We start from the raw sequence: 17,296 nt of genomic DNA on the forward strand, positions 1-17,296 counted from the left end.
ACCGGCGGGTACGCCGTTGGATGAGAACCTTTGCCGGCGGTGGCCGTTGCATCGGCAAATCACGGAGATGGAGACGATCATGGCCGATAACTCGCCAGGAACTCGCAGACTTCGTCATTCGCAAGGCGTTCGATCCGGTGCTGCACGCCAAGCCTAGCGGACGGTCCGGCCACCAACCATCATAAGATAAAGCAAGCCAAAGTATGAGGTGGGCCGAGTAATCTCAGCGCGATCCCGGAACGCCATCCGCGCCCCCGCGTTCGATCCAGAACGTTCGACGACGGAGCTGAGCATGGTCAAGGACACGACGAAGGACGATCCCAGAGAAACGCCGAACGACGATCCGAGGGAACGCACGGATTGGCCGAGCAACAAGCAGACCGACAAGCCGTGGCAGGGCAATCCCGAGAAGGACCAGATCGCGCCCGATCGCCCCGATATCGATCTGGAGAAGTGGAAGCGCGCGAATACCAGCTGACGGATCGCATGCAGGCTTGCCGCGGCTCTGAATGCCGCGACCATTCGATTCGCGTCAGCCACCGTCTCCGCCAGGACCGATGGCCGCGGCAGCTGCGACGGCGTTGCAGCTTCGATCCATCGCGTCACCGGCGCAAGGTCGTCGCGGGCATTGCGATAGGCTCGGATCTGGGAGTCGGCCGGACTGCATGACGATCTGGCAGCGCGCGAGCTCGTCCACACAGCCGAGCGCCCTCGGCGTCGAGGCATGATCCGCTCGACCAGCCGGACCAGCATTTCCTGGCCAGTCACGGGTCCGTCCTCGGCCACCAGGATGCAGTCGGTGCCGTAGCCCTGCGCGCATGATTTGTTCTCCACCGCAATCGCGCGTTGCCGACGCCTTCGGCGTTCTCAAGGTGGAGATAGAGATGGCGGGCGAGCGCGCTCAACCGGTCTGACGTGCGGCTGCACGAAAGGCGAATATTTCTATTTCTTTTTTTCAGAAATCATGCTATCCATGGCCATCCCGCACCCGGTACAAGGGGCGCTTCGCGATCGTCACGAACGTTGGGCGCGGGACGCGGTGGACGCATCAGGTTGCAGCACGCAAGCAGCGTGCGGACGGAACAACCTTGTTGCGGACGTGAAGTCGTGTGGTCCCGGCATCCCGGTGCTGATGCCCGCGCAACGCGTCAGCGTTGTCGCGACGCGATGATGCTTTGCATCACGCGGATGGGGGCAAGAAAGCCGGTCCCCAGGGAGATCACGTATAAGCGTTAAAACCATCGTGCAGGGAATGCCGGGATGTCTCGGCTGAACCTGTGGTGACTGCCGCCTGCTTTTTTTTCTGCAGGCGGGCCATGGGTGCGGCCAGCGCCCGGCATTCCCTGCGCCCTCGTTTTTCCGAGGGCCGGACGGCAGCAAGACTCGGACGCAAATGGCGCCGCGAGACTGCGAAGCCGTGGCTTCGCGCGGACGCGCAAGAACATAATTCTCGCGCAATCACCCGATGAAGAATTTTACTCTTCCATTGCCCCAATCAGTGAAATTGCACCGGGGGCACTGCTCCTGCAAATGATGCCATGAAAAGGTGGCACGCTGAATTCACCGCCGCCGGGAGACTTTCATGATATTCGCTCTCATATCCATCGGCTCGGCCGCCCTCGCGCGGTCTACCCTCATCCGGCGAGGGCTGCTCGCGGCCGTCTTCGCTTTGCTCGCGATCTCGGCGTTGGCGAACCCCGCCGCGGCCGAGGACATCCGGATCGGCTACCAGAGATCATCGACCCTGACCGCGATCCTCAAGGCCAATGGTGAATTGGACAAGGCGCTGGCGCCGCTCGGCATCAAGGTGACCTGGCACGAATTCTCCAGCGGCCTGCCGCTGCTCGAAGCGATCAACATCGGCAGCATCGATTTCGGCGCCGACGTCGCCGATACCGTGCCCGTCTTCGCCCAGGCCGCGGGCGCCAGGCTCGCTTATGTCGCCGAAGAAGCCGCCTCGCCTTCGGCGCAGGCGATCCTGGTGCCGACTGCTTCCCCCATCAGGTCGCTGGCTGATCTGAAGGGCAAGAAGATCGCGGTCACCAAGGGCGCCGGCAGTCATTATCTGCTGCTCGCGGCGCTCGCACGCGCTGGTCTCAGCTTCAAGGACATCACGCCGGCTTATCTGCCGCCCGCCGACGGCCGCGCCGCTTTTGTCAGCAACAATGTCGATGCCTGGATCGCCTGGGATCCGTTCCTCACCAGCGTGACCAGGCAATCGGGCGCACGCGTGCTCGCCGACGGCTCGGATGGGCTTGCGAGCTACAAGCGCTATTACCTCGCTTCCGCGGATTATGCCGATCGCCGCGCCGATACGCTGAACGTGATCTTCGTCAAGCTGGTCGAGACCGGGCAATGGGTGAAAGCCCACCCGGGTGAAGCCGCAAACCTCTTGGCCGGGCTCTGGGGCATCGATGCGGCCACGGTGGAGGAGGCCAACAGCCATCGCTCCTACCGGGTCGGTGCGGTGACGCCCGCGGGCCTGACCGAACAACAGAAGATTGCCGATGCGTTCTTCGCCGAGCACCTGTTGCCGGCGAAACTCGACACCACTGCGATCAAAATCTGGACACCGAAGGCGCCGTGAGGTTCCGGCGTGATAAGAGGTCCCGTCCCGATCCGGGTGCGGGGCACAGGTAAGAGCAAAGGAGACCACCGTGACTGCCCATCTCATCCCGCCGACCGACCGGACCGCCGACCATCCGGCCCATCGTCTGTTCGTTGACCGCTGGTCACCGCGCGGCTTCAGCGACGAAGCCATTCCGGCGGCGGAATTGTTGACCTTCTTCGAAGCGGCGCGCTGGGCGCCCTCCTCCTACAATTCGCAGCCGTGGCGCTTCCTTTATGCTCTGCGCGGCCAGCCGGAGTTCGACACCTTTCTCGGCCCGCTGGTCGAATTCAATCGTGGCTGGGCGCAGCACGCGGCGGCGCTGGTCTACGTGCTCTCCAAGAAGACGTTCACACCGGCCGGCAAGACCGAGCCGGTGGTCTCGCGCACCCATTCCTTCGATGCCGGCGCCGCCTGGGCCAATTTCGCCCATCAGGCCGCACTCTCCGGCTGGGTCACCCATGGCATGAGCGGCTTCGATGTCGAGGCCGCGCAGAAGGCGCTGCAGGTGCCGGATGATTTCGCGGTCGAAATCGCCGTTGCGGTCGGCCGTCAGGGCGACGGCGCGCAGCTGCCGCCGCAGCTGAAAGAGCGGGAAAAGCCGAGTCCGCGCCAGCCGGTCGCCGCGTTCGCCGCAGCCGGCCTGTTTCCGCAGCGCTTCGCGGGAGGCTGATGAACTTCGGGGCGGCGATGCTCAGCAGCGCCGCCCCTGACGCTCTGCTGCAATTTGTGGCACAAGGGATGCTCCATCCGCCGTTCGAATCCGCGAGTCCAGCATGCCAGCGCCAAAACCACCCGCCTTCGAGACCTTGAGCCTGCATGCAGGCCAGCATCCCGACCCCACCACCGGCGCTCGCGCGGTACCAATCTATCAGACCACGTCCTACGTCTTCGAGGATGCCGAGCACGCGGCCGCGCTGTTCAACCTGGAGCGCGCCGGTCACATCTATACGCGGATCTCAAACCCCACGACGGCCGTCCTCGAAGAGCGGCTGGCCGCGCTCGAAGGCGGCGTCGGCGCGGTCTGCACCGCCAGCGGACAGGCTGCGTTACACCTGGCAATCGCGACACTCTTGAACGCCGGCGACCACATCGTCGCCTCCGCCTCGCTCTATGGCGGCACCATCAACCTGCTCGCGCACACCCTGCCGCGCTTCGGCATCACCACCAGCTTCGTCAAGCCGCGCGATCTCGACGGCTTTCGTGCGGCAATCACGCCGAAGACGCGGCTCGTGCTCGGCGAGACCATCGGCAATCCCGGGCTGGAAGTGCTGGACATCCCGAAAGTGGCCGAGATCGCCCATGCGGCCGGCATTCCGCTCCTGATCGACAACACCTTTGCGACGCCCTATCTCAGCCAGCCGATCGCGCTCGGCGCCGACATCGTCATGCATTCCGTCACCAAATGGCTCGGCGGCCACGGCATCGCGATCGGCGGCGCGATCATCGACGGCGGCAATTTCGATTGGCGAGCCTCCGGCAAGTTTCCGCAGCTGACCGAGCCTTATGCCGGCTACCACGGCATCGTCTTCGACGAACAGTTCGGGCCGGCCGCCTTCATCATGCGCGCCCGCACGGAGGGCTTGCGCGATTTCGGCGCCTGCATGTCGCCGACCAATGCCTTCCATCTTTTGCAGGGCGTCGAGACGCTGCCCGTGCGCATGGAGCGCCACGTGCAGAACACGCAGGCCGTGCTGGAATTCCTGGCGAGCAGCAAGGCAGTCGAATGGGTGCTGCATCCTACGCTGGAAACTCATCCGGACTATCAGCTCGCCAAGAGTCTGCTGCCGCGCGGCGCCGGCTCGATCGTCTCGTTCGGCATCAAGGGTGGACGCGTTGCCGGTCGCAAGTTCATCGAAAGCCTGAAGCTGATCAGCCATCTGGCCAATGTCGGCGACGCCAAGACCTTGGTGATTCATCCTGCCAGCACCACGCATCAGCAGATGGACGCTGCGCAGCTTGCAGCAGCGGGAATCGGCGAGGAGCTGGTGCGGCTGTCCGTCGGCATCGAAGCAGCCACCGACATCATCGACGATCTCGGACAGGCGCTGCGCGCCTCGCAGAAGGTGTGAGCCATGCAGCTCTCCATTGACGGTCACGAGGTATTCGTCGGAACGGGCGGCCGCGGCTTCGACCCCGCCCTGCCCGCGGTCGTGTTCCTGCACGGCGCGGGCTTCGATCATTCCGCCTGGGCACTGCATGATCGCTGGTTCGCGCATCACGGCTTTGCCGTGCTGGTGCCCGACCTTCCCGGCCATGGCCGCTCGGCCGGGCCTGCGCTCAAGACCATTGCCGCGATGGCGGATTGGGTGGCCGCGCTGCTGGATGCGGCCAGCGCCAAGCCTGCGCATCTCATCGGCCATTCGATGGGTTCGCTGATCGCGCTCGATGCCGCCGCACGCCATCCCGCGCGCGTCACCAAGCTCAGCCTGGTCGGCACGGCAGCGACGATGACGGTCGGGCCCGACCTGCTCAAGGCGGCGGAGGCCAACGATCCCGCGGCGATCGACATGGTATCGATCTGGGGGCTCGGTTATAGCGCCGAGCTCGGCGGCAGCCGCGCGCCGGGCCTGTGGATGCATGGCGCGGCGCAGGCGATCTTGAAGCGCTGTCCGCCGGGTGTGTTGTTCAGCGACCTCTCGGCCTGCAACGCCTATCAGGACGCACTGGGCTCGGCGGCCAAGATCGCGGTGCCGACGACCGTCATCATTGGCGAGAAGGACATGATGACGCCGGCGAAGGCCGGCAAGGCGCTGGCTGCCGCGATCGCAGATGCGCGCACGATCGTGCTGAAGGGTGCGGGACACATGATGATGACTGAGCGGCCCGACGAACTGCTTGCGGCCCTCAGCGGTGCCCCATCCCCGACGGGTAGATGACGGTGGGGCGATACGGCACGGCGGAATGCCCGAAGTTCCTGCCATATTGCTGCTGAACGGCGGGGATGTTCACCGTACCCACCTTGAGATCCGACGACTTCGCGTCGATCGGCGGCAGGTTGAGCACGGGAGGATTGACCTCATCGACCTTGCGCCTCAGCCGCTCGTTGATGCAACCGAACGAGGTGTCGGTTTCGCCCTTGGCCTCGGTGCAACGCCCTTTGTTGCCACCGGCCTGCCCGCCGCCGAGGGCGGGCGCCGCCGTCGCTGCGCCCGGGTTGGAGGGGCTCGGCAGCAGCGGACTTGGCGGCGGCGCATCGACCGTCACCGGCGGCAACGGTCTCGGATCCTGCGCCCGCGCCGGGCTCAACGCCGCGACCAGCGCGACGACGATGATCGCAGGCCTTGCTACGGAGACCAGCATCGCTCACCTCCCACCACGAACCTGCATCACCAGCGTGCTCAGCTTTGTATTCAGCGCGGCGAGGTCCACACGCGCGAGCGCGCCGCCGCCGAGACATTTGCGACCGCAGCCGCCGCCCGCAGCCCTCACCCCGACACTGCCGGGCGCCCCGAAACTCGCAACCGGCACGCTGCCGGTCACCGGAAAGCCGCGCGCCACGAGCTTCGCACGCACGGCCACGCAATAATCGACCGACAGATAGGAGAAGCGCGTCTCGCCATGGCCTGCCCGATATTTCATTGTGGCCGTGCAGAGATCGCCGCCGGCGAGCCGCCACGCCTGCGCCAGATACATCACGCCGTAATGGATATTGGTCTCGGGCACCGCGAGTTCGGCATTGTTACCGTTGAAGCCCAGCATGCGCGCGGTCGAGGGCATGATCTGCATCAGCCCGATCTCGCCGGAGCCGCCGATCGCATTGGGATTGAAGCCGCTCTCGACCGCCATCACGGCCTCGGCGATCGCCGGCGCCAACCCCTGCTGCCCGGCCTCTTTCGTGATCAGCGCCCGATAATACGACAGCGTATCGCCGCGGTTGATCGGCTCGTCCGGCTTGGCGGCGGGAACCGATGTCTCGGGCGCAGGGGCGCGCTGGGCAAACGACACCTCGCCCTCGCCCGGCTCGGCGCGCGCCGCGGCGACGATCGTTGCGGCAGTCAATCCGAGCGCCGCAGCCGCACTGCGGCCGTAGGCGCATCGCCTGCCTGTCCCGTACGCTTGCTGCCGCTGCGTCCTCATGAGCCCTCCGCGCGCCCGCTTCTGACGCCGCTACTGAACCGTGCGCGGTGCATCGGATTCGGCAATGCGCGAAGGGATCGTTGCGGTCGGCTGCGCGGGCACCGCATTGCCGGTTTGTGCAGCGGGTGCATTCGCTCTGGCAAGATGCGCCAGCTCCTCGCGCAGGAAACCGACAAGCTGCTGCACAAGATGATCCCAGATTTCGATCTGCGCACGGACATGGGTCTGCGTGACGCCGCCGGCCAGCGAGAAATCGAGCGACAGGGCCAGGAACGGCGGGCTCAACTGCAAGCGCGCGAACCGCCGCGTCGCATTCCAGCGGTTGACCACCTCGATCGGCAATTCGCCCTGGACCTGCAGCACCGCGATCAGCGCGACATCGACGAAGCCCTGCTCGTCACCAGCCGAACGATTGCCAGGACGGATGTCGAAAGCGAGTCCGTTGGTTGCGGATCGCAGGTAGGAAACATTGACAACAGGATCGGTCAAAGCCTCGACACGGTAGCCGGCGAGTTGAAACAGGTCGCGCAGGCCATCGAGCGAGAGCTGGGTGATGGTGGCATCGGACATCGAAAACTCCGTCAGCGTCGTTCAATTACGTCGATCATCGTTGGGCCGGCGAACCTATGTCCCCGGCCTCACTGGAGCGTCTCGCGAAGGGTGACCTGCTCGGGCCAGGCGCGGCGATCGGCATCTTGCTGCGGCGAGAGTCCCGGCGGTCGATCGGGTCCCATCACGGCTCGCACGCCGCGGAGGACATCCGGCAGGATCTGCCCAGCCAGGCAGTCGCAGGTCGCAACCCCCATGCGGATGTGCTGCGCCGTGGCCCGCAGCGCGGCCGGTCGCCGCCCGCCTGCGAACGCTTGGACGACACCTGACCGGCCGACAACCATGTCACCACTGAATCTTGCCTCGATCCGCACCGCCGGCCCTCCTGCATCTGCACCCAGCCGGTCGTTGACCGGCAAATTGCGCAGCGTCGCCTGCGCGTCCGCAATCAACAGCTGCAGATGGCGCAAGGCTTCCTCGCCGCCGACCAGATGGCGGTCGAGATGCACGGTGCCGAGCAGCAGATCGGCATCCACCATGATGCTGAAGCGCTCGTCCTCCACCGCCATCGGGATGGACCTTGAGAGCTGCCAACGCGTCACTCTGGCGGCACGCCTGTCGTCGCCGTTGATCACGATGCTGCACTTGACGGTGATGCGCCGGTTACCCGCCTCATCGCGCGTCATCTCATCGCCGAACTGCAGCACGATGCTGCTTCCCACAGGCAGAACATGCCGGCCGGGCGCGACGGCCATCGCGCTGGCAAAACCGCCCGCCGCGAGCAGTGCGCGCAGGCGGTCGGCGGTCAGTACCGGCTCGGCTTGTGGTGTCGACGAGACTGACATCGCGCAGCTATCTCGCGGCCGGCGACTGTTCGCCGACCAGGCCAGACAGGGCAAGCTCGTTGATGACAGGCGGATGCTGCTTCAGGAGCTCGGTGAGATAAGCACGCCGCACCGCCGTCGCGCGCTCGTTGCGAATCTGCTGCACCAGCGCATCACGGACTTCCGGCAGCGTCCGTGTGTAGGGCGCCCTGGTATCGATCAGCTTGATCAGGTGCCAACCGTCGTCCAGCTTGATCGGATCGGCGTACGTGTTCTTGGCGAGCTCCATGACGCGCGGACGGATCTCGGGCCTGATCTGAGCTTCGGCAACCCAGCCGAGCTCGCCGCCGTTCTTGGCCTCATTGACCTCGTCGGCGATAGCTGCAAAATCGGCGCCCGCCGCCTTCAGCTTGCGCTGCACCTCGTCGATGGTTTTCTTCGCTTTGTCCTCAGTCGCCTTATCGGCGTCCTTCGGCACCGGCACGAAGATCTGCGCGAGCTCGAATTGCCGCGGCACCAGGAACGAGGCACGGTTGGCGTCGTAGACCTTCTGCAGATCGTCCTCGTTCGGGAAGTTGGACGGTGGCGCCGAGACCGACTGCAGATAGAGCTCGACTATCGCGCTCTCACGCACCCGCTCCAGCTGTTCGGCAATGTTCGGCTGCTGGTCCCACTTCTTCGCCGCGACCTCCTGCAGCACCAGGCGGTTGGCCAGCATCATCCGGACTGCCTGGCTGAGCAGCGCCGGATCCTGGCTGACGGCAGCCCGTTCGCGGGGCGCGAGCGAGGCGACATAGGCGCGGATCTCATCTGTCGAGATGTTGGTCGCGCCGACGCGCGCAATCACATCGTCGCTGGTCTTCGCAGCTGCCGCGCCTTGCGCTCCCGCCGTGGCCGCACCTTGCGTCGCCGAAGGCGCAGTTGCCGGCTGCGCAGCGACTGCGGCCGGAGCCGGAGGCTTCGGCTTCACGGCCGGCTGCGCTTGCATCGGGCGGTTCGGGACGGCGCTTTGCGCCGCCACCGCCAGCGAAACGCAGCTCAGCGCGCTGGCGACAGCGGCCAAGCGAAGCGGACGGAAAGCACGGACAAGGCAAAAGGAAGTCATTGTGCGGCCTTTTGATCGAGGAACTTGTCGTTGGTGTCTTGGAGGCTGTTCTGGATTTCGACACGGCGCAGCCCGAGCACGGGCTCTCGCGCAACAATTGTGTCGCCGATGGTGACACTTTGATAACGGCCGAGAAGTTCCTGCCCGGCCTTGATCAGCTGCGTATTCTTGGCGACGCAGCCCTTGGTCGAGGCCTCGTAGGCGTTGGCCTCAGTCTCGAACTTGGCGCGCGCGGCATCCCGGTCGCGCGCGACATTCGCGGCCTCCTCGTAGGCCGACTTCCATTTCTCCAGAGTTTCGTCCCGCTCGGCGAGCCGCCGGTTGAACTCCTCCACCGCCTCGCGATGCTGCTTCTCGACCTGGCGGACCTCGGCCTTGGCCGCCTCGATCTGCGCTTTCGCCGCCGCCTTCTCGCGCTCCGCCGCGGCAAGCTTGGCCTGCAGCTGCGCGCGCTGGTCTTCCAGCTGGCGCGTCTGCAGCGTCGCCGCGCGCAAGGCCTCCCGCAGCTTGTCGGCTTCGGTTTCCGCGCGCGCCGCTCCGGTCTGCAAGCACAACATAACGGACGCAACGCTCAGGGTGATGATGCGCATGGTCATGGCTCAGAACTTCGCGTTGAGATCGACCAGGAGCACGTCGACCGCGTAAGGCACGCCCCCGATATTGTTGGCGCTCATCCAGCGCACCGAGGCCCAGACGTTCTCGCTCAGGCCGACATTGCCGCCGATGAAATAACCTTTGAGATTGGTGCCGCCGAGACCGAAATCAGGATCGGTGAAGGCATCGAGCGTGGCGTCGGACTCCAGATATTTGTAGCCGACATGCGCGTTCCAATCGCCGAGATGCTTGATCTCCCGGTTGCCGACGGTGACGCGCGCCATCCAGCCCTTATCGCCGCCGTCGAAGGGCCCGTATGTGACCGTCCCGGTCGCGTTGGAGCTGGTTCCGGCGCGATTGTTGATTGCAATGCCCGGCGTGTAGGCCGGCACCGTTCCCGTTCCCGGAAGAGTCAGCGCCCGATTGAACGCCGTATTCCAGACGAATTCGCCATCGATCACGATGTGGTAGGGATGGAAGTCGCCAAGATCGACCGATCCGCCGGCGACCAGCGGTCGATATTTCTGCACCAGGCCCAAATATTGATATTGCAGGATCGCGCCGTTGTTGTTCCAAATTCCGGGCTCGATGTTGCGCAGGTACATATAGGTGTTGCCCTTTTGCGCGAACAGCGGCCGCGACAGATCGGAACTACAGCTATCCGAGCTGACATAGATGACGCAGGATGAAGAAAGCTGTCCCTGCACATTCTCGAAATCGTAATATGCGACGGCGAGACGGAATTCGTGAACCGGATCGAAACGCGACGCGAAGCCCGCCTGAGCTCCGAATAACCATTTGTCGTGGCTCTTATACTTTGAATCGAGAAAGAAGGAATTGTTGCTACTTGCATTGAAGTCGGTGTTGAAGATCGGGAAGGCGCCGATGACGCCGAACGGCGTAAATTCCTCGGAAAGCTGGTGCTTGGCCTGTAACGCAAACCCATCGAAGCCTAGTTCTCGGTACCACACCAAATCGGTCGGCGACCAGAATGGATTATCGAAGCGGCCCACCGACGCCACGAGATCCTGGTTCCAGTTCTGGTAGGTCAGATAACCTCGATCGAGCCAAAGGGAATATTTGGAGAAATTCGAACCGCCACCGCCCAGCGTCTGGTTGGTCGAGACCGGCGAGTTGTCCTGGCCGGCGGCAATTCTGAAACCGGCAGCAAAGCCGTTGGTGAGGTCCGCGTCCATCCCAAGCCGTGCACGCAACCGAACCTGATTTCGATTTTGCGTCGTATTGTAGGTTGGAAAGTTGACGTTACTACTGAGATCGTACGGAGCTCCTGCATTGATCGCCGTTACATTCATCGCATCAAGCTGATCGTTGCCGGTCGGGAAGAAGCTGCCCTGATAGCGGGCGCGGAAGTCGCCGTAGAAGTGGACGCGCTGCGCCCATTCCGGATAGCGGCCGGGCGAAGCCCAATTTTCCTTCTCCGCCTTCGCCATGACCTCCTTCTTGATCTCCTCGCGAAGCTGCCGCTTGACGACCTCCGGCACGTAGGTGACATGGCGAGTGCCCGGCGGCTCGGCTGCGGACGCCGCGGCATTGGCCGCCTTCGCCGCCTCATCTGCCTTGGCAGACGCATTCTTCGCCGCCTGCCGCGATACATAGGCCTCGTCATCGGCCTGCTTGATCAGCGCCGTAGCCTGCTCCTCAGTGAGGACACCCTGCTTCACCAGGAGATTGACCAGATTGATCGTCGCGTTCGGCGAGGTCGGCCTCGCATCCGACAGCTTCGGCCGCTTGGTGTCGGCCTTGCTTGCAGAAGCTTGATTGGCGTCCTGCCCGAAGGCGGGCATACCGGATGCAAGCGCAGCCAGCGAAACGGCGAGCATCAATGTGCGCCGGCGTGCGTTTGAAGTGAAGTCCAACATTGGTCCCCTGTCCTCTTACTCGTCGTCTTGCTTATTCAAATCGTGTCAGGTCGGCCGCCGCGCAGTCACGCGCGTGTCGATCGGCATCGGCATGTCCTTCGGGGGCGGCTCACGCAGGGTCAGGCGCGCCAGTTCATCGCGGATCGCCGAATCGAGCTCGGCATCGCCGGTCGACGACACGAGCTGAACCCGGCTGACGCGGCCTGTGCTCTCCGCCCACAAGCGGATGCGAACCTGCATGATCGCATTTCGCGTCTTGTTATTGCCGCGCAGCGCAGACTCCATCTGAGCCTGCACCTGCGAGGCGTACCAACCCCAGCGACTGCCACCTCCGCCGCCGCCCCCGAGCGGACTGCCGCCGACCTTGCTGCCGAGATTGAACGAGTCGCCCGGCCCAGTGGCCTTGGCGTCGAGCGCGAGCGGCCCCGGAGGCTCCTCGTTCTTGGCTTCCTTGATCGGCTCCTTTTCCAGCGGCTTCTCGAGCGGCTTCTCCTCCATGAACTTCTGCTCGGCCTCCACCGGCTGCTCGATCATCTTCTGTTCGGGCGGTAGAGGTGGCGGCGGCGGCGGTGGCGTAATGTTGACGATCGTGATCTCATGGATCTGGCGCGGCGGAGGCAGATCGTCCCCACCAAACAGCGAATAGGCTGCGCTACCGACCAACAACACAACGCCGGTTAGCGCTGCACCGTAACGCGAGCCGGGATGTCCAAAATAGGCCCGCAGACCACGGTCCTTGGCCTCCCCTGCTTCGGCATCCTCTTCCCAATCGGTCCTCGGTTGGTTCATGGCGCGCCTCCGCTCTGGTCCAGCTCGCCATGACGCTCGGCGAGATATTGCAGGACGAACTTCACCAGCGTGGCGAACTCGGCCGTCTCCAGCGTCAGTCGCGACGCCGGTACCGCGTCGATTTTCAGGTGAAAGGTCGAGTCCTCGGCGTGAAACTCGACATAAGCATCGCGATCCAGCGACAGCCGCGGCCGGGGGCTGCGCGACATCGTCATCAGGAACGGATCGTCCGCAGCACCGGCCCGCAGCACCCGCTCGCGCAGCGTGCCCGCGAGATTGACCAGCAGCGCCTCGCCGCGAACAGGAAATGCCAGAACCGCCCCCTCACCATGCTCGACATGCGCCTCGGCTGCAGTCGCAATCGCGACGGTGCTCACGACGGCCGGACGAAATCTGGCCAGCGTGCGCAGCAGAGCGTCGCGCATCTGCACGAGGACACCATCATGCGCGTCCTTGTCGCGAACTGGAGTGTGATGGAATGGGCTGCGCATCGGTTCGGATCACCCCCGGCTTATTTCACGAGCGGTTTGGTCGCCAAGCCGACCTGTGTGAGGCCGATGCGGCCGAGCAGATCGAGCACGTCCATCACGCTCTGGTACTGAGCCTGCGCGTCGCCGCGAAGCACCACCGGAAATTCCGGCGTCAGCGCCTTTTGCTGGATCAGTCGCTGCTCGAGCTCGGGCAAAGTCACGGGAATGGTGTCCAGAAAGATCTTGCCATCATTGGCAACCGTGATCGCCTTGGTGGTCTGCGTCGCCAAGCTCGGCGCAGCAGATGCCTTCGGCAGATTGACCTTCTGCCCCTGCACGGTGGCCGTGGTCATGATGATGAAGATCACCAGGAGCACATAGGCGAGGTCCAACATCGGCGTGATGTTGATGTCGTCATAGGGCTTCGAGTCGGATTGGACCTGCATCGCACTACTCCGCGGCCAGCCGGTGATCGACCGGGTCCGGCCGATCGACGGAATAAAGCTCTGCGATGCGGGTAACGAGCTCGTCGACGAAGATCTGCAGGTCGCTGGTCAGGTCCTTGATCCTCGAGATCAAGTAGTTGTAACCGAACAGCGCCGGGATCGCGACGCCGAGGCCCGCCACTGTGGCAACCAGTGCCGCCGCAATGCCGGGCGCGATCGCGTTGACATTGACGTCGCCACTCGCCGCGATCGCCGCAAAGGTGATCATGACGCCGACCACGGTGCCGAGCAGGCCAAGGAACGGACCGCCGGAGATCGCGATCGTCAGGACCACCATCATTCGGTTCAGCCGCTGCATCTCCTTGACGACGGCGCCGTCGAGCGAGGCCCGGATGGCCGCAATCGAGCTCGCCGACAGCACCGGCATTGCCGTGCGGGCGGACCGGCGGCGGACTTCATCGGCGCAGACATGATAGATGCGGTAGAGCGACGACGAGCTTATCCGCGACGCATCGCCGGTCTTGAGCCGTCCCCCGAGCGTTGCGACCTCCTGCTCCGTGCCCCGGCTGAGCAGGGTCAAATCGAAATTGACGTCGCGGTAGCTGCGCAGGAAACGCGCATTGCCGCGGGACTGTCGATTGAGAAACGAGGCGCGGTCAAGCATCACTACCCAACTGATCGCACCCATCACGAGCAGGATGCCGATCACGACCCAGCCGTCGATCGTGACCGACTTCAGGATCACCGCAAAATAGCCTGACAGCCAGCTTGCGGTTTCCTCGTCGACGCTGAACGAGATCAGTTTGCCCTGATCGGGGCCCTGCCCGATCGCTGCAACGCGGATGAAGCCGGCAGGCCGCGCCACTTTGCCGATCTGAAACTCGTCGATGTCGCCGACGAACCCCGCCATCGCTGCCGGCGCCGCCGCTACGGGCGCAGCCGGCGCACTTCCATCCGCAGACGGCGTCGCTGTACTTCCATCGGCGGACGGCGCCGGCGATGAGGATGCCGGCGCCGCCGCGGGAGCCACGGTGGAGGCAGCCGTGTCTCCGCCGACGAAAGCAAGCGTGTTGAGTGCCGGGAGCGGCACGTCGAGCGCGGCATAAGCGCTGCCGTCAAGATAGAGCGTCACCTTGCCGCTGCCGGCGGCCACCGCGATATGATGCCAAGAGTTGACCGCAATCGGCGCAGCCGTGGTGCTGCGCTGCGTAGCTCCCCCGTTGCTGACCTCGACGAACGGCGCGCCGCTGTCGAGGCCGATGACGAAGGCATTCGCACCGTCGCGGCGGCTATACAACGCCGTGTTCGGCTGCAGCGCGGCCGGCTTGACCCATACCGACCACGTCCAGCCGGTGTCGCCAGCGATCGCGAGCGACGACGAGGACGGCAAGGTCAGCGGTGTCACCCCGTCAAGCCGCAGCCCCGTGCCGATCAGGGCACCATCGGCCGGCTGGCCCACGCTCTGGGCATTGTTGGCCCAGACCGTCGAATCCAGCGCCGGCGTGCCGCGCTCGGTGAAATGATAGACCAGCGCAGCGTCGGGATCATATGTCCCTTTGGCGTCAGCCGCAGGCACCGCTTTCTTGTTCCCGTAGTAGAGCCAGAACTCGGACTTGGCACCAGGCTGCAAGTTCGGCACCGAAACCCACACCAGGGCCTCGCCGAGCAGCGCATCATATTTTTCGATGTGAAACTTCAGCGGGCTTTTGTCGTCAGCTGCAACGAAGCGCAGATCGCTGCCATCATCCTTGGTGGCGCTGAAGCGGAAATTGCCGGGGTGCAGTCGCACCAAGATGGGTGTGGTGCCGATCGGATCGGTAATATTGGCGCCCGCCGCACTCGCGTCGATCGTGATTTTCTTACGCAGCTGCCATTCGTCGTTCCACCACGCTCGCGCCGGCGAGGCGGATAGGAGCGCCACTCCGACCATGGCGAGCAAGGCCGTGAGCATCACCCTCGTTGCCGCGCCTGCCAGGCGATATCCGGCCCGTAGCATGTCATCCCATCCGAGCGTCATCAGAATTCACCCCAAAGCCGGAAGTTGACGCGCGGATCGCCCGCGCGGGTATAGGTCTGGTTCGCCATCGGCATCGAGACGACGACCACGCCATTGATCGAGTTGAACACCTTGAAGCGCGACCCGAGGCCGTAGCTCCAGAGGTCGAACTGCGAGAATTGCTCGGGCAACGGATGCTGGACGTTGACGTGGCCGATGTCCGAAAAGGCGAACAGCCGCCATTCATTGAAGGTGGTGAATCGCGGCGTACCCTGCCCGGTCTCGTCCTTCATCTGCTTCTGCAGCATTGCGCCGATATCGGGACTGCGAATTTCCACATTGCCGATGACACCGTCATCACCGAGCACCTCGGACTCGAGATAGCCGCGCACGGTGTCGAGACCGCCAGCGCTGAGCTGCTCGCTCGAGACCAGCGGTCCGTCGGCGATCTGGGTCTGCAGCCTGCCCCACAACTGGTAGCCTTCCGGCAGTTCCTGGGTGTGCGAGATATCGACGTTGAAATGCGTGAAGCTCGGCGACGCATGGTAGCGCTTATTGTCGAAGGCGATAAAATCGCTCGACAGCGGCCGCAGATTGTAGGTCAGCGCAGCGTTGAACTGGGTGGTGAACTTCTCGTACTGGAAGGTCGCGCCGTAATTGGCGACCAGCGGATAATACGTCACAGGCGAACCGAAGCTGCCGGAGCCGAGTTGTGTCGTCGTCTGCTCGAAATGCTTGTAGTCGATGCCGGCCGACAGGGTGTGAAAGAAGTTGTCCCGGCTCGGCAAGGTCATCACCGCACGGCCGCCGACGATCTCGCCTGGACCGACGATGTTGGTCCCGCCGACGGTTGCGACGTCGCTGCTCGATTTCACGCCATAGAACAGTACGCTCAACCAGTCGATATCCGTACGCGCCAGATATGAGGCCGAGAACACTTCGGCGTCCTGCCGGCGCGCAGGCGCAACCTGATAAGTGAAACTGAAGGAATGGCCGAGCTGCCAGAGATTGTCGTAGTGCACTGTCGCACTGACGCGGGTCGCGGTCGTATTGGGCGACTGCCGATTATTGACTTCGAGACTGCCATGGATAGGCGCCTTGTCCTCGACATTGAGGTCAACGTCCACCGTTCCTGGCGTCACACCCGCGCGCAGCGCCGGCGTCACACGTCGATCCGGCCATTGGTTGAGCGCGACAATGTCCTTGGTGACTTGGTTGAAGTTCGGCACCGTGCCTTCCTTGAGCGACGGCGCCTTGTCCTTGATCTTGTCGAGATCGAAGTAGCGGGAGTTCTTGACGCGCAGTCGCCCGACCTTGAGCTCGGTCACCTTGAGCACGACGACCTTCTGGCTCACATTCTGCTGAGGCACCGCGACGCTGACGGTTTGAAAGCCCTTGTCGTGATAGGCTTTCTCCAGCGCCGCTCGCGCCTTCTCGACATCCTCCGATGTCCTGTTCGGTCCAAGGAACGGATAGATCGCCTCCTCGATCTCGATCTGCGGCAACTTGTCCGCGCCTTGAACGGCGAAGTCGTCGATATCGAAATGCGCAAGCGGCTGCTGCGGTGCCGCTGCGCCCGGCGCAGCAGAACTCGCGGGCTTTTGCTCCGTTGGCTTTTGCTCGCTTTGCGCCGGCGCAGCTTTCTCGGCCGAGGCCTGCCCGATGGCAGCAACGCTGCCGATCACCGCCATCATGGCCAGCCTCAGGCAAAACATCACCGTTCGGGCGGATGCGATTCCGCCACGCCTGAAATCCCGATCAAACTGCACGGACGCTCGCTCGGCTCCCAAACACGCATATGAGCCCGCGGCGGGATGCCGGGTTCATGGTGTCCTTGTTCAAAAGACGATTGAAGCAGGGCGAGACTGAATCGAAATTTTAACGATCATGTGCCCGGCGGCGAAGCGCGAAGCATGACTGTGATATTTGCGCCACGCGCCGATCGCTCCAAGGCG

The 17,296-nt window shown here is 64.0% G+C and carries 17 protein-coding genes; 5 read left to right on the forward strand and 12 right to left on the reverse strand.

Annotated elements, in window-relative coordinates; all coding sequences use genetic code 11:
- Nucleotides 1–292: 292 nt before the first annotated feature.
- The 5 genes from QXZ85_RS23070 (at nucleotide 293) to QXZ85_RS23090 (ending at nucleotide 5,487) form a co-directional block, all read left to right on the forward strand.
- On the forward strand, nucleotides 293–478 hold the full coding sequence (locus tag QXZ85_RS23070) for a hypothetical protein (RefSeq protein WP_315806339.1): 186 nt from the start codon (nucleotides 293–295) through the stop codon (nucleotides 476–478).
- A gap of 1,104 nt (nucleotides 479–1,582) precedes the next feature.
- A complete protein-coding gene (locus tag QXZ85_RS23075; RefSeq protein WP_315705580.1) occupies nucleotides 1,583–2,587 on the forward strand; it encodes an aliphatic sulfonate ABC transporter substrate-binding protein in 1,005 nt (334 codons plus the stop codon).
- A gap of 70 nt (nucleotides 2,588–2,657) precedes the next feature.
- Entirely contained in the window at nucleotides 2,658–3,281 is a 624-nt protein-coding gene (locus tag QXZ85_RS23080; protein ID WP_315705579.1) for a nitroreductase family protein, read from the forward strand.
- A gap of 103 nt (nucleotides 3,282–3,384) precedes the next feature.
- Nucleotides 3,385–4,680, forward strand: coding sequence for an O-acetylhomoserine aminocarboxypropyltransferase (locus QXZ85_RS23085; protein ID WP_315730658.1), 1,296 nt, complete (start codon nucleotides 3,385–3,387; stop codon nucleotides 4,678–4,680).
- A 3-nt stretch (nucleotides 4,681–4,683) separates the two neighbouring features.
- Nucleotides 4,684–5,487, forward strand: coding sequence for an alpha/beta hydrolase (locus QXZ85_RS23090; protein ID WP_316174875.1), 804 nt, complete (start codon nucleotides 4,684–4,686; stop codon nucleotides 5,485–5,487).
- On the opposite strand, the gene QXZ85_RS23095 is transcribed toward QXZ85_RS23090, so the two are convergent.
- The 12 genes from QXZ85_RS23095 to QXZ85_RS23150 form a co-directional block, all read right to left on the reverse strand.
- Nucleotides 5,456–5,911 (reverse strand): hypothetical protein, encoded by a 456-nt coding sequence (locus QXZ85_RS23095; RefSeq protein ID WP_315705576.1) that lies wholly within the window; start codon nucleotides 5,909–5,911, stop codon nucleotides 5,456–5,458. The two genes, QXZ85_RS23090 and QXZ85_RS23095, sit on opposite strands and share 32 nt — an antisense overlap.
- A gap of 3 nt (nucleotides 5,912–5,914) precedes the next feature.
- The gene (locus QXZ85_RS23100; protein WP_315768012.1) at nucleotides 5,915–6,688 is read right to left on the reverse strand and encodes a transglycosylase SLT domain-containing protein; all 774 of its coding nucleotides are present in this window, start codon (nucleotides 6,686–6,688) and stop codon (nucleotides 5,915–5,917) included.
- 30 nt (nucleotides 6,689–6,718) lie between these two features.
- Entirely contained in the window at nucleotides 6,719–7,258 is a 540-nt protein-coding gene (locus tag QXZ85_RS23105; protein ID WP_315705574.1) for a YbjN domain-containing protein, read from the reverse strand.
- Between the two features lie 68 nt (nucleotides 7,259–7,326).
- On the reverse strand, nucleotides 7,327–8,082 hold the full coding sequence (locus tag QXZ85_RS23110; RefSeq protein ID WP_316174873.1) for a hypothetical protein: 756 nt from the start codon (nucleotides 8,080–8,082) through the stop codon (nucleotides 7,327–7,329).
- Nucleotides 8,083–8,089: 7 nt separating this feature from the next.
- On the reverse strand, nucleotides 8,090–9,166 hold the full coding sequence (locus QXZ85_RS23115) for a peptidylprolyl isomerase (RefSeq protein ID WP_410051616.1): 1,077 nt from the start codon (nucleotides 9,164–9,166) through the stop codon (nucleotides 8,090–8,092).
- Nucleotides 9,163–9,762, reverse strand: coding sequence for a hypothetical protein (locus tag QXZ85_RS23120; RefSeq protein ID WP_316174870.1), 600 nt, complete (start codon nucleotides 9,760–9,762; stop codon nucleotides 9,163–9,165). Before QXZ85_RS23120 ends, QXZ85_RS23115 begins: the two co-directional genes overlap by 4 nt.
- A 3-nt stretch (nucleotides 9,763–9,765) precedes the next feature.
- A complete protein-coding gene (locus QXZ85_RS23125) occupies nucleotides 9,766–11,640 on the reverse strand; it encodes a putative porin (RefSeq protein WP_316174869.1) in 1,875 nt (624 codons plus the stop codon).
- Between the two features lie 45 nt (nucleotides 11,641–11,685).
- Complete coding sequence (locus QXZ85_RS23130; protein WP_315768018.1) at nucleotides 11,686–12,429, reverse strand: TonB family protein; 744 nt, start codon at nucleotides 12,427–12,429, stop codon at nucleotides 11,686–11,688.
- Entirely contained in the window at nucleotides 12,426–12,920 is a 495-nt protein-coding gene (locus tag QXZ85_RS23135) for a hypothetical protein (protein ID WP_315705568.1), read from the reverse strand. Before QXZ85_RS23135 ends, QXZ85_RS23130 begins: the two co-directional genes overlap by 4 nt.
- Before the next feature lie 20 nt (nucleotides 12,921–12,940).
- Nucleotides 12,941–13,345 carry an ExbD/TolR family protein gene (locus QXZ85_RS23140; RefSeq protein ID WP_008967785.1) on the reverse strand — a complete coding sequence of 135 codons (405 nt, stop codon included), beginning with the start codon at nucleotides 13,343–13,345 and terminating at the stop codon, nucleotides 12,941–12,943.
- A 4-nt stretch (nucleotides 13,346–13,349) separates the two neighbouring features.
- The gene (locus tag QXZ85_RS23145; RefSeq protein ID WP_315705567.1) at nucleotides 13,350–15,362 is read right to left on the reverse strand and encodes a DUF2341 domain-containing protein; all 2,013 of its coding nucleotides are present in this window, start codon (nucleotides 15,360–15,362) and stop codon (nucleotides 13,350–13,352) included.
- Complete coding sequence (locus QXZ85_RS23150) at nucleotides 15,362–17,032, reverse strand: ShlB/FhaC/HecB family hemolysin secretion/activation protein (RefSeq protein WP_409998217.1); 1,671 nt, start codon at nucleotides 17,030–17,032, stop codon at nucleotides 15,362–15,364. The genes QXZ85_RS23145 and QXZ85_RS23150 overlap by 1 nt, the downstream gene beginning before the upstream one ends.
- Nucleotides 17,033–17,296: the final 264 nt, after the last annotated feature.

The sequence above is a fragment of the Bradyrhizobium sp. SZCCHNGR1005 genome (assembly GCF_032489995.1).
Classification (GTDB): domain Bacteria; phylum Pseudomonadota; class Alphaproteobacteria; order Rhizobiales; family Xanthobacteraceae; genus Bradyrhizobium.

What these genes read in the sequence shown, in the direction of transcription:
- QXZ85_RS23070 (WP_315806339.1), top strand. Translation starts at nt 293, where the DNA reads ATGGTCAAGGACACGACGAAGGACGATCCCAGAGAAACGCCGAACGAC.
- QXZ85_RS23075 (WP_315705580.1), top strand. Translation starts at nt 1,583, where the DNA reads ATGATATTCGCTCTCATATCCATCGGCTCGGCCGCCCTCGCGCGGTCT.
- QXZ85_RS23085 (WP_315730658.1), top strand. Translation starts at nt 3,385, where the DNA reads ATGCCAGCGCCAAAACCACCCGCCTTCGAGACCTTGAGCCTGCATGCA.
- QXZ85_RS23090 (WP_316174875.1), top strand. Translation starts at nt 4,684, where the DNA reads ATGCAGCTCTCCATTGACGGTCACGAGGTATTCGTCGGAACGGGCGGC.
- QXZ85_RS23095 (WP_315705576.1), bottom strand. Translation starts at nt 5,911, where the DNA reads ATGCTGGTCTCCGTAGCAAGGCCTGCGATCATCGTCGTCGCGCTGGTC.
- QXZ85_RS23100 (WP_315768012.1), bottom strand. Translation starts at nt 6,688, where the DNA reads ATGAGGACGCAGCGGCAGCAAGCGTACGGGACAGGCAGGCGATGCGCC.
- QXZ85_RS23105 (WP_315705574.1), bottom strand. Translation starts at nt 7,258, where the DNA reads ATGTCCGATGCCACCATCACCCAGCTCTCGCTCGATGGCCTGCGCGAC.
- QXZ85_RS23110 (WP_316174873.1), bottom strand. Translation starts at nt 8,082, where the DNA reads ATGTCAGTCTCGTCGACACCACAAGCCGAGCCGGTACTGACCGCCGAC.
- QXZ85_RS23115 (WP_410051616.1), bottom strand. Translation starts at nt 9,166, where the DNA reads ATGACTTCCTTTTGCCTTGTCCGTGCTTTCCGTCCGCTTCGCTTGGCC.
- QXZ85_RS23120 (WP_316174870.1), bottom strand. Translation starts at nt 9,762, where the DNA reads ATGACCATGCGCATCATCACCCTGAGCGTTGCGTCCGTTATGTTGTGC.
- QXZ85_RS23125 (WP_316174869.1), bottom strand. Translation starts at nt 11,640, where the DNA reads ATGTTGGACTTCACTTCAAACGCACGCCGGCGCACATTGATGCTCGCC.
- QXZ85_RS23130 (WP_315768018.1), bottom strand. Translation starts at nt 12,429, where the DNA reads ATGAACCAACCGAGGACCGATTGGGAAGAGGATGCCGAAGCAGGGGAG.
- QXZ85_RS23135 (WP_315705568.1), bottom strand. Translation starts at nt 12,920, where the DNA reads ATGCGCAGCCCATTCCATCACACTCCAGTTCGCGACAAGGACGCGCAT.
- QXZ85_RS23140 (WP_008967785.1), bottom strand. Translation starts at nt 13,345, where the DNA reads ATGCAGGTCCAATCCGACTCGAAGCCCTATGACGACATCAACATCACG.
- QXZ85_RS23145 (WP_315705567.1), bottom strand. Translation starts at nt 15,362, where the DNA reads ATGACGCTCGGATGGGATGACATGCTACGGGCCGGATATCGCCTGGCA.
- QXZ85_RS23150 (WP_409998217.1), bottom strand. Translation starts at nt 17,032, where the DNA reads ATGGCGGTGATCGGCAGCGTTGCTGCCATCGGGCAGGCCTCGGCCGAG.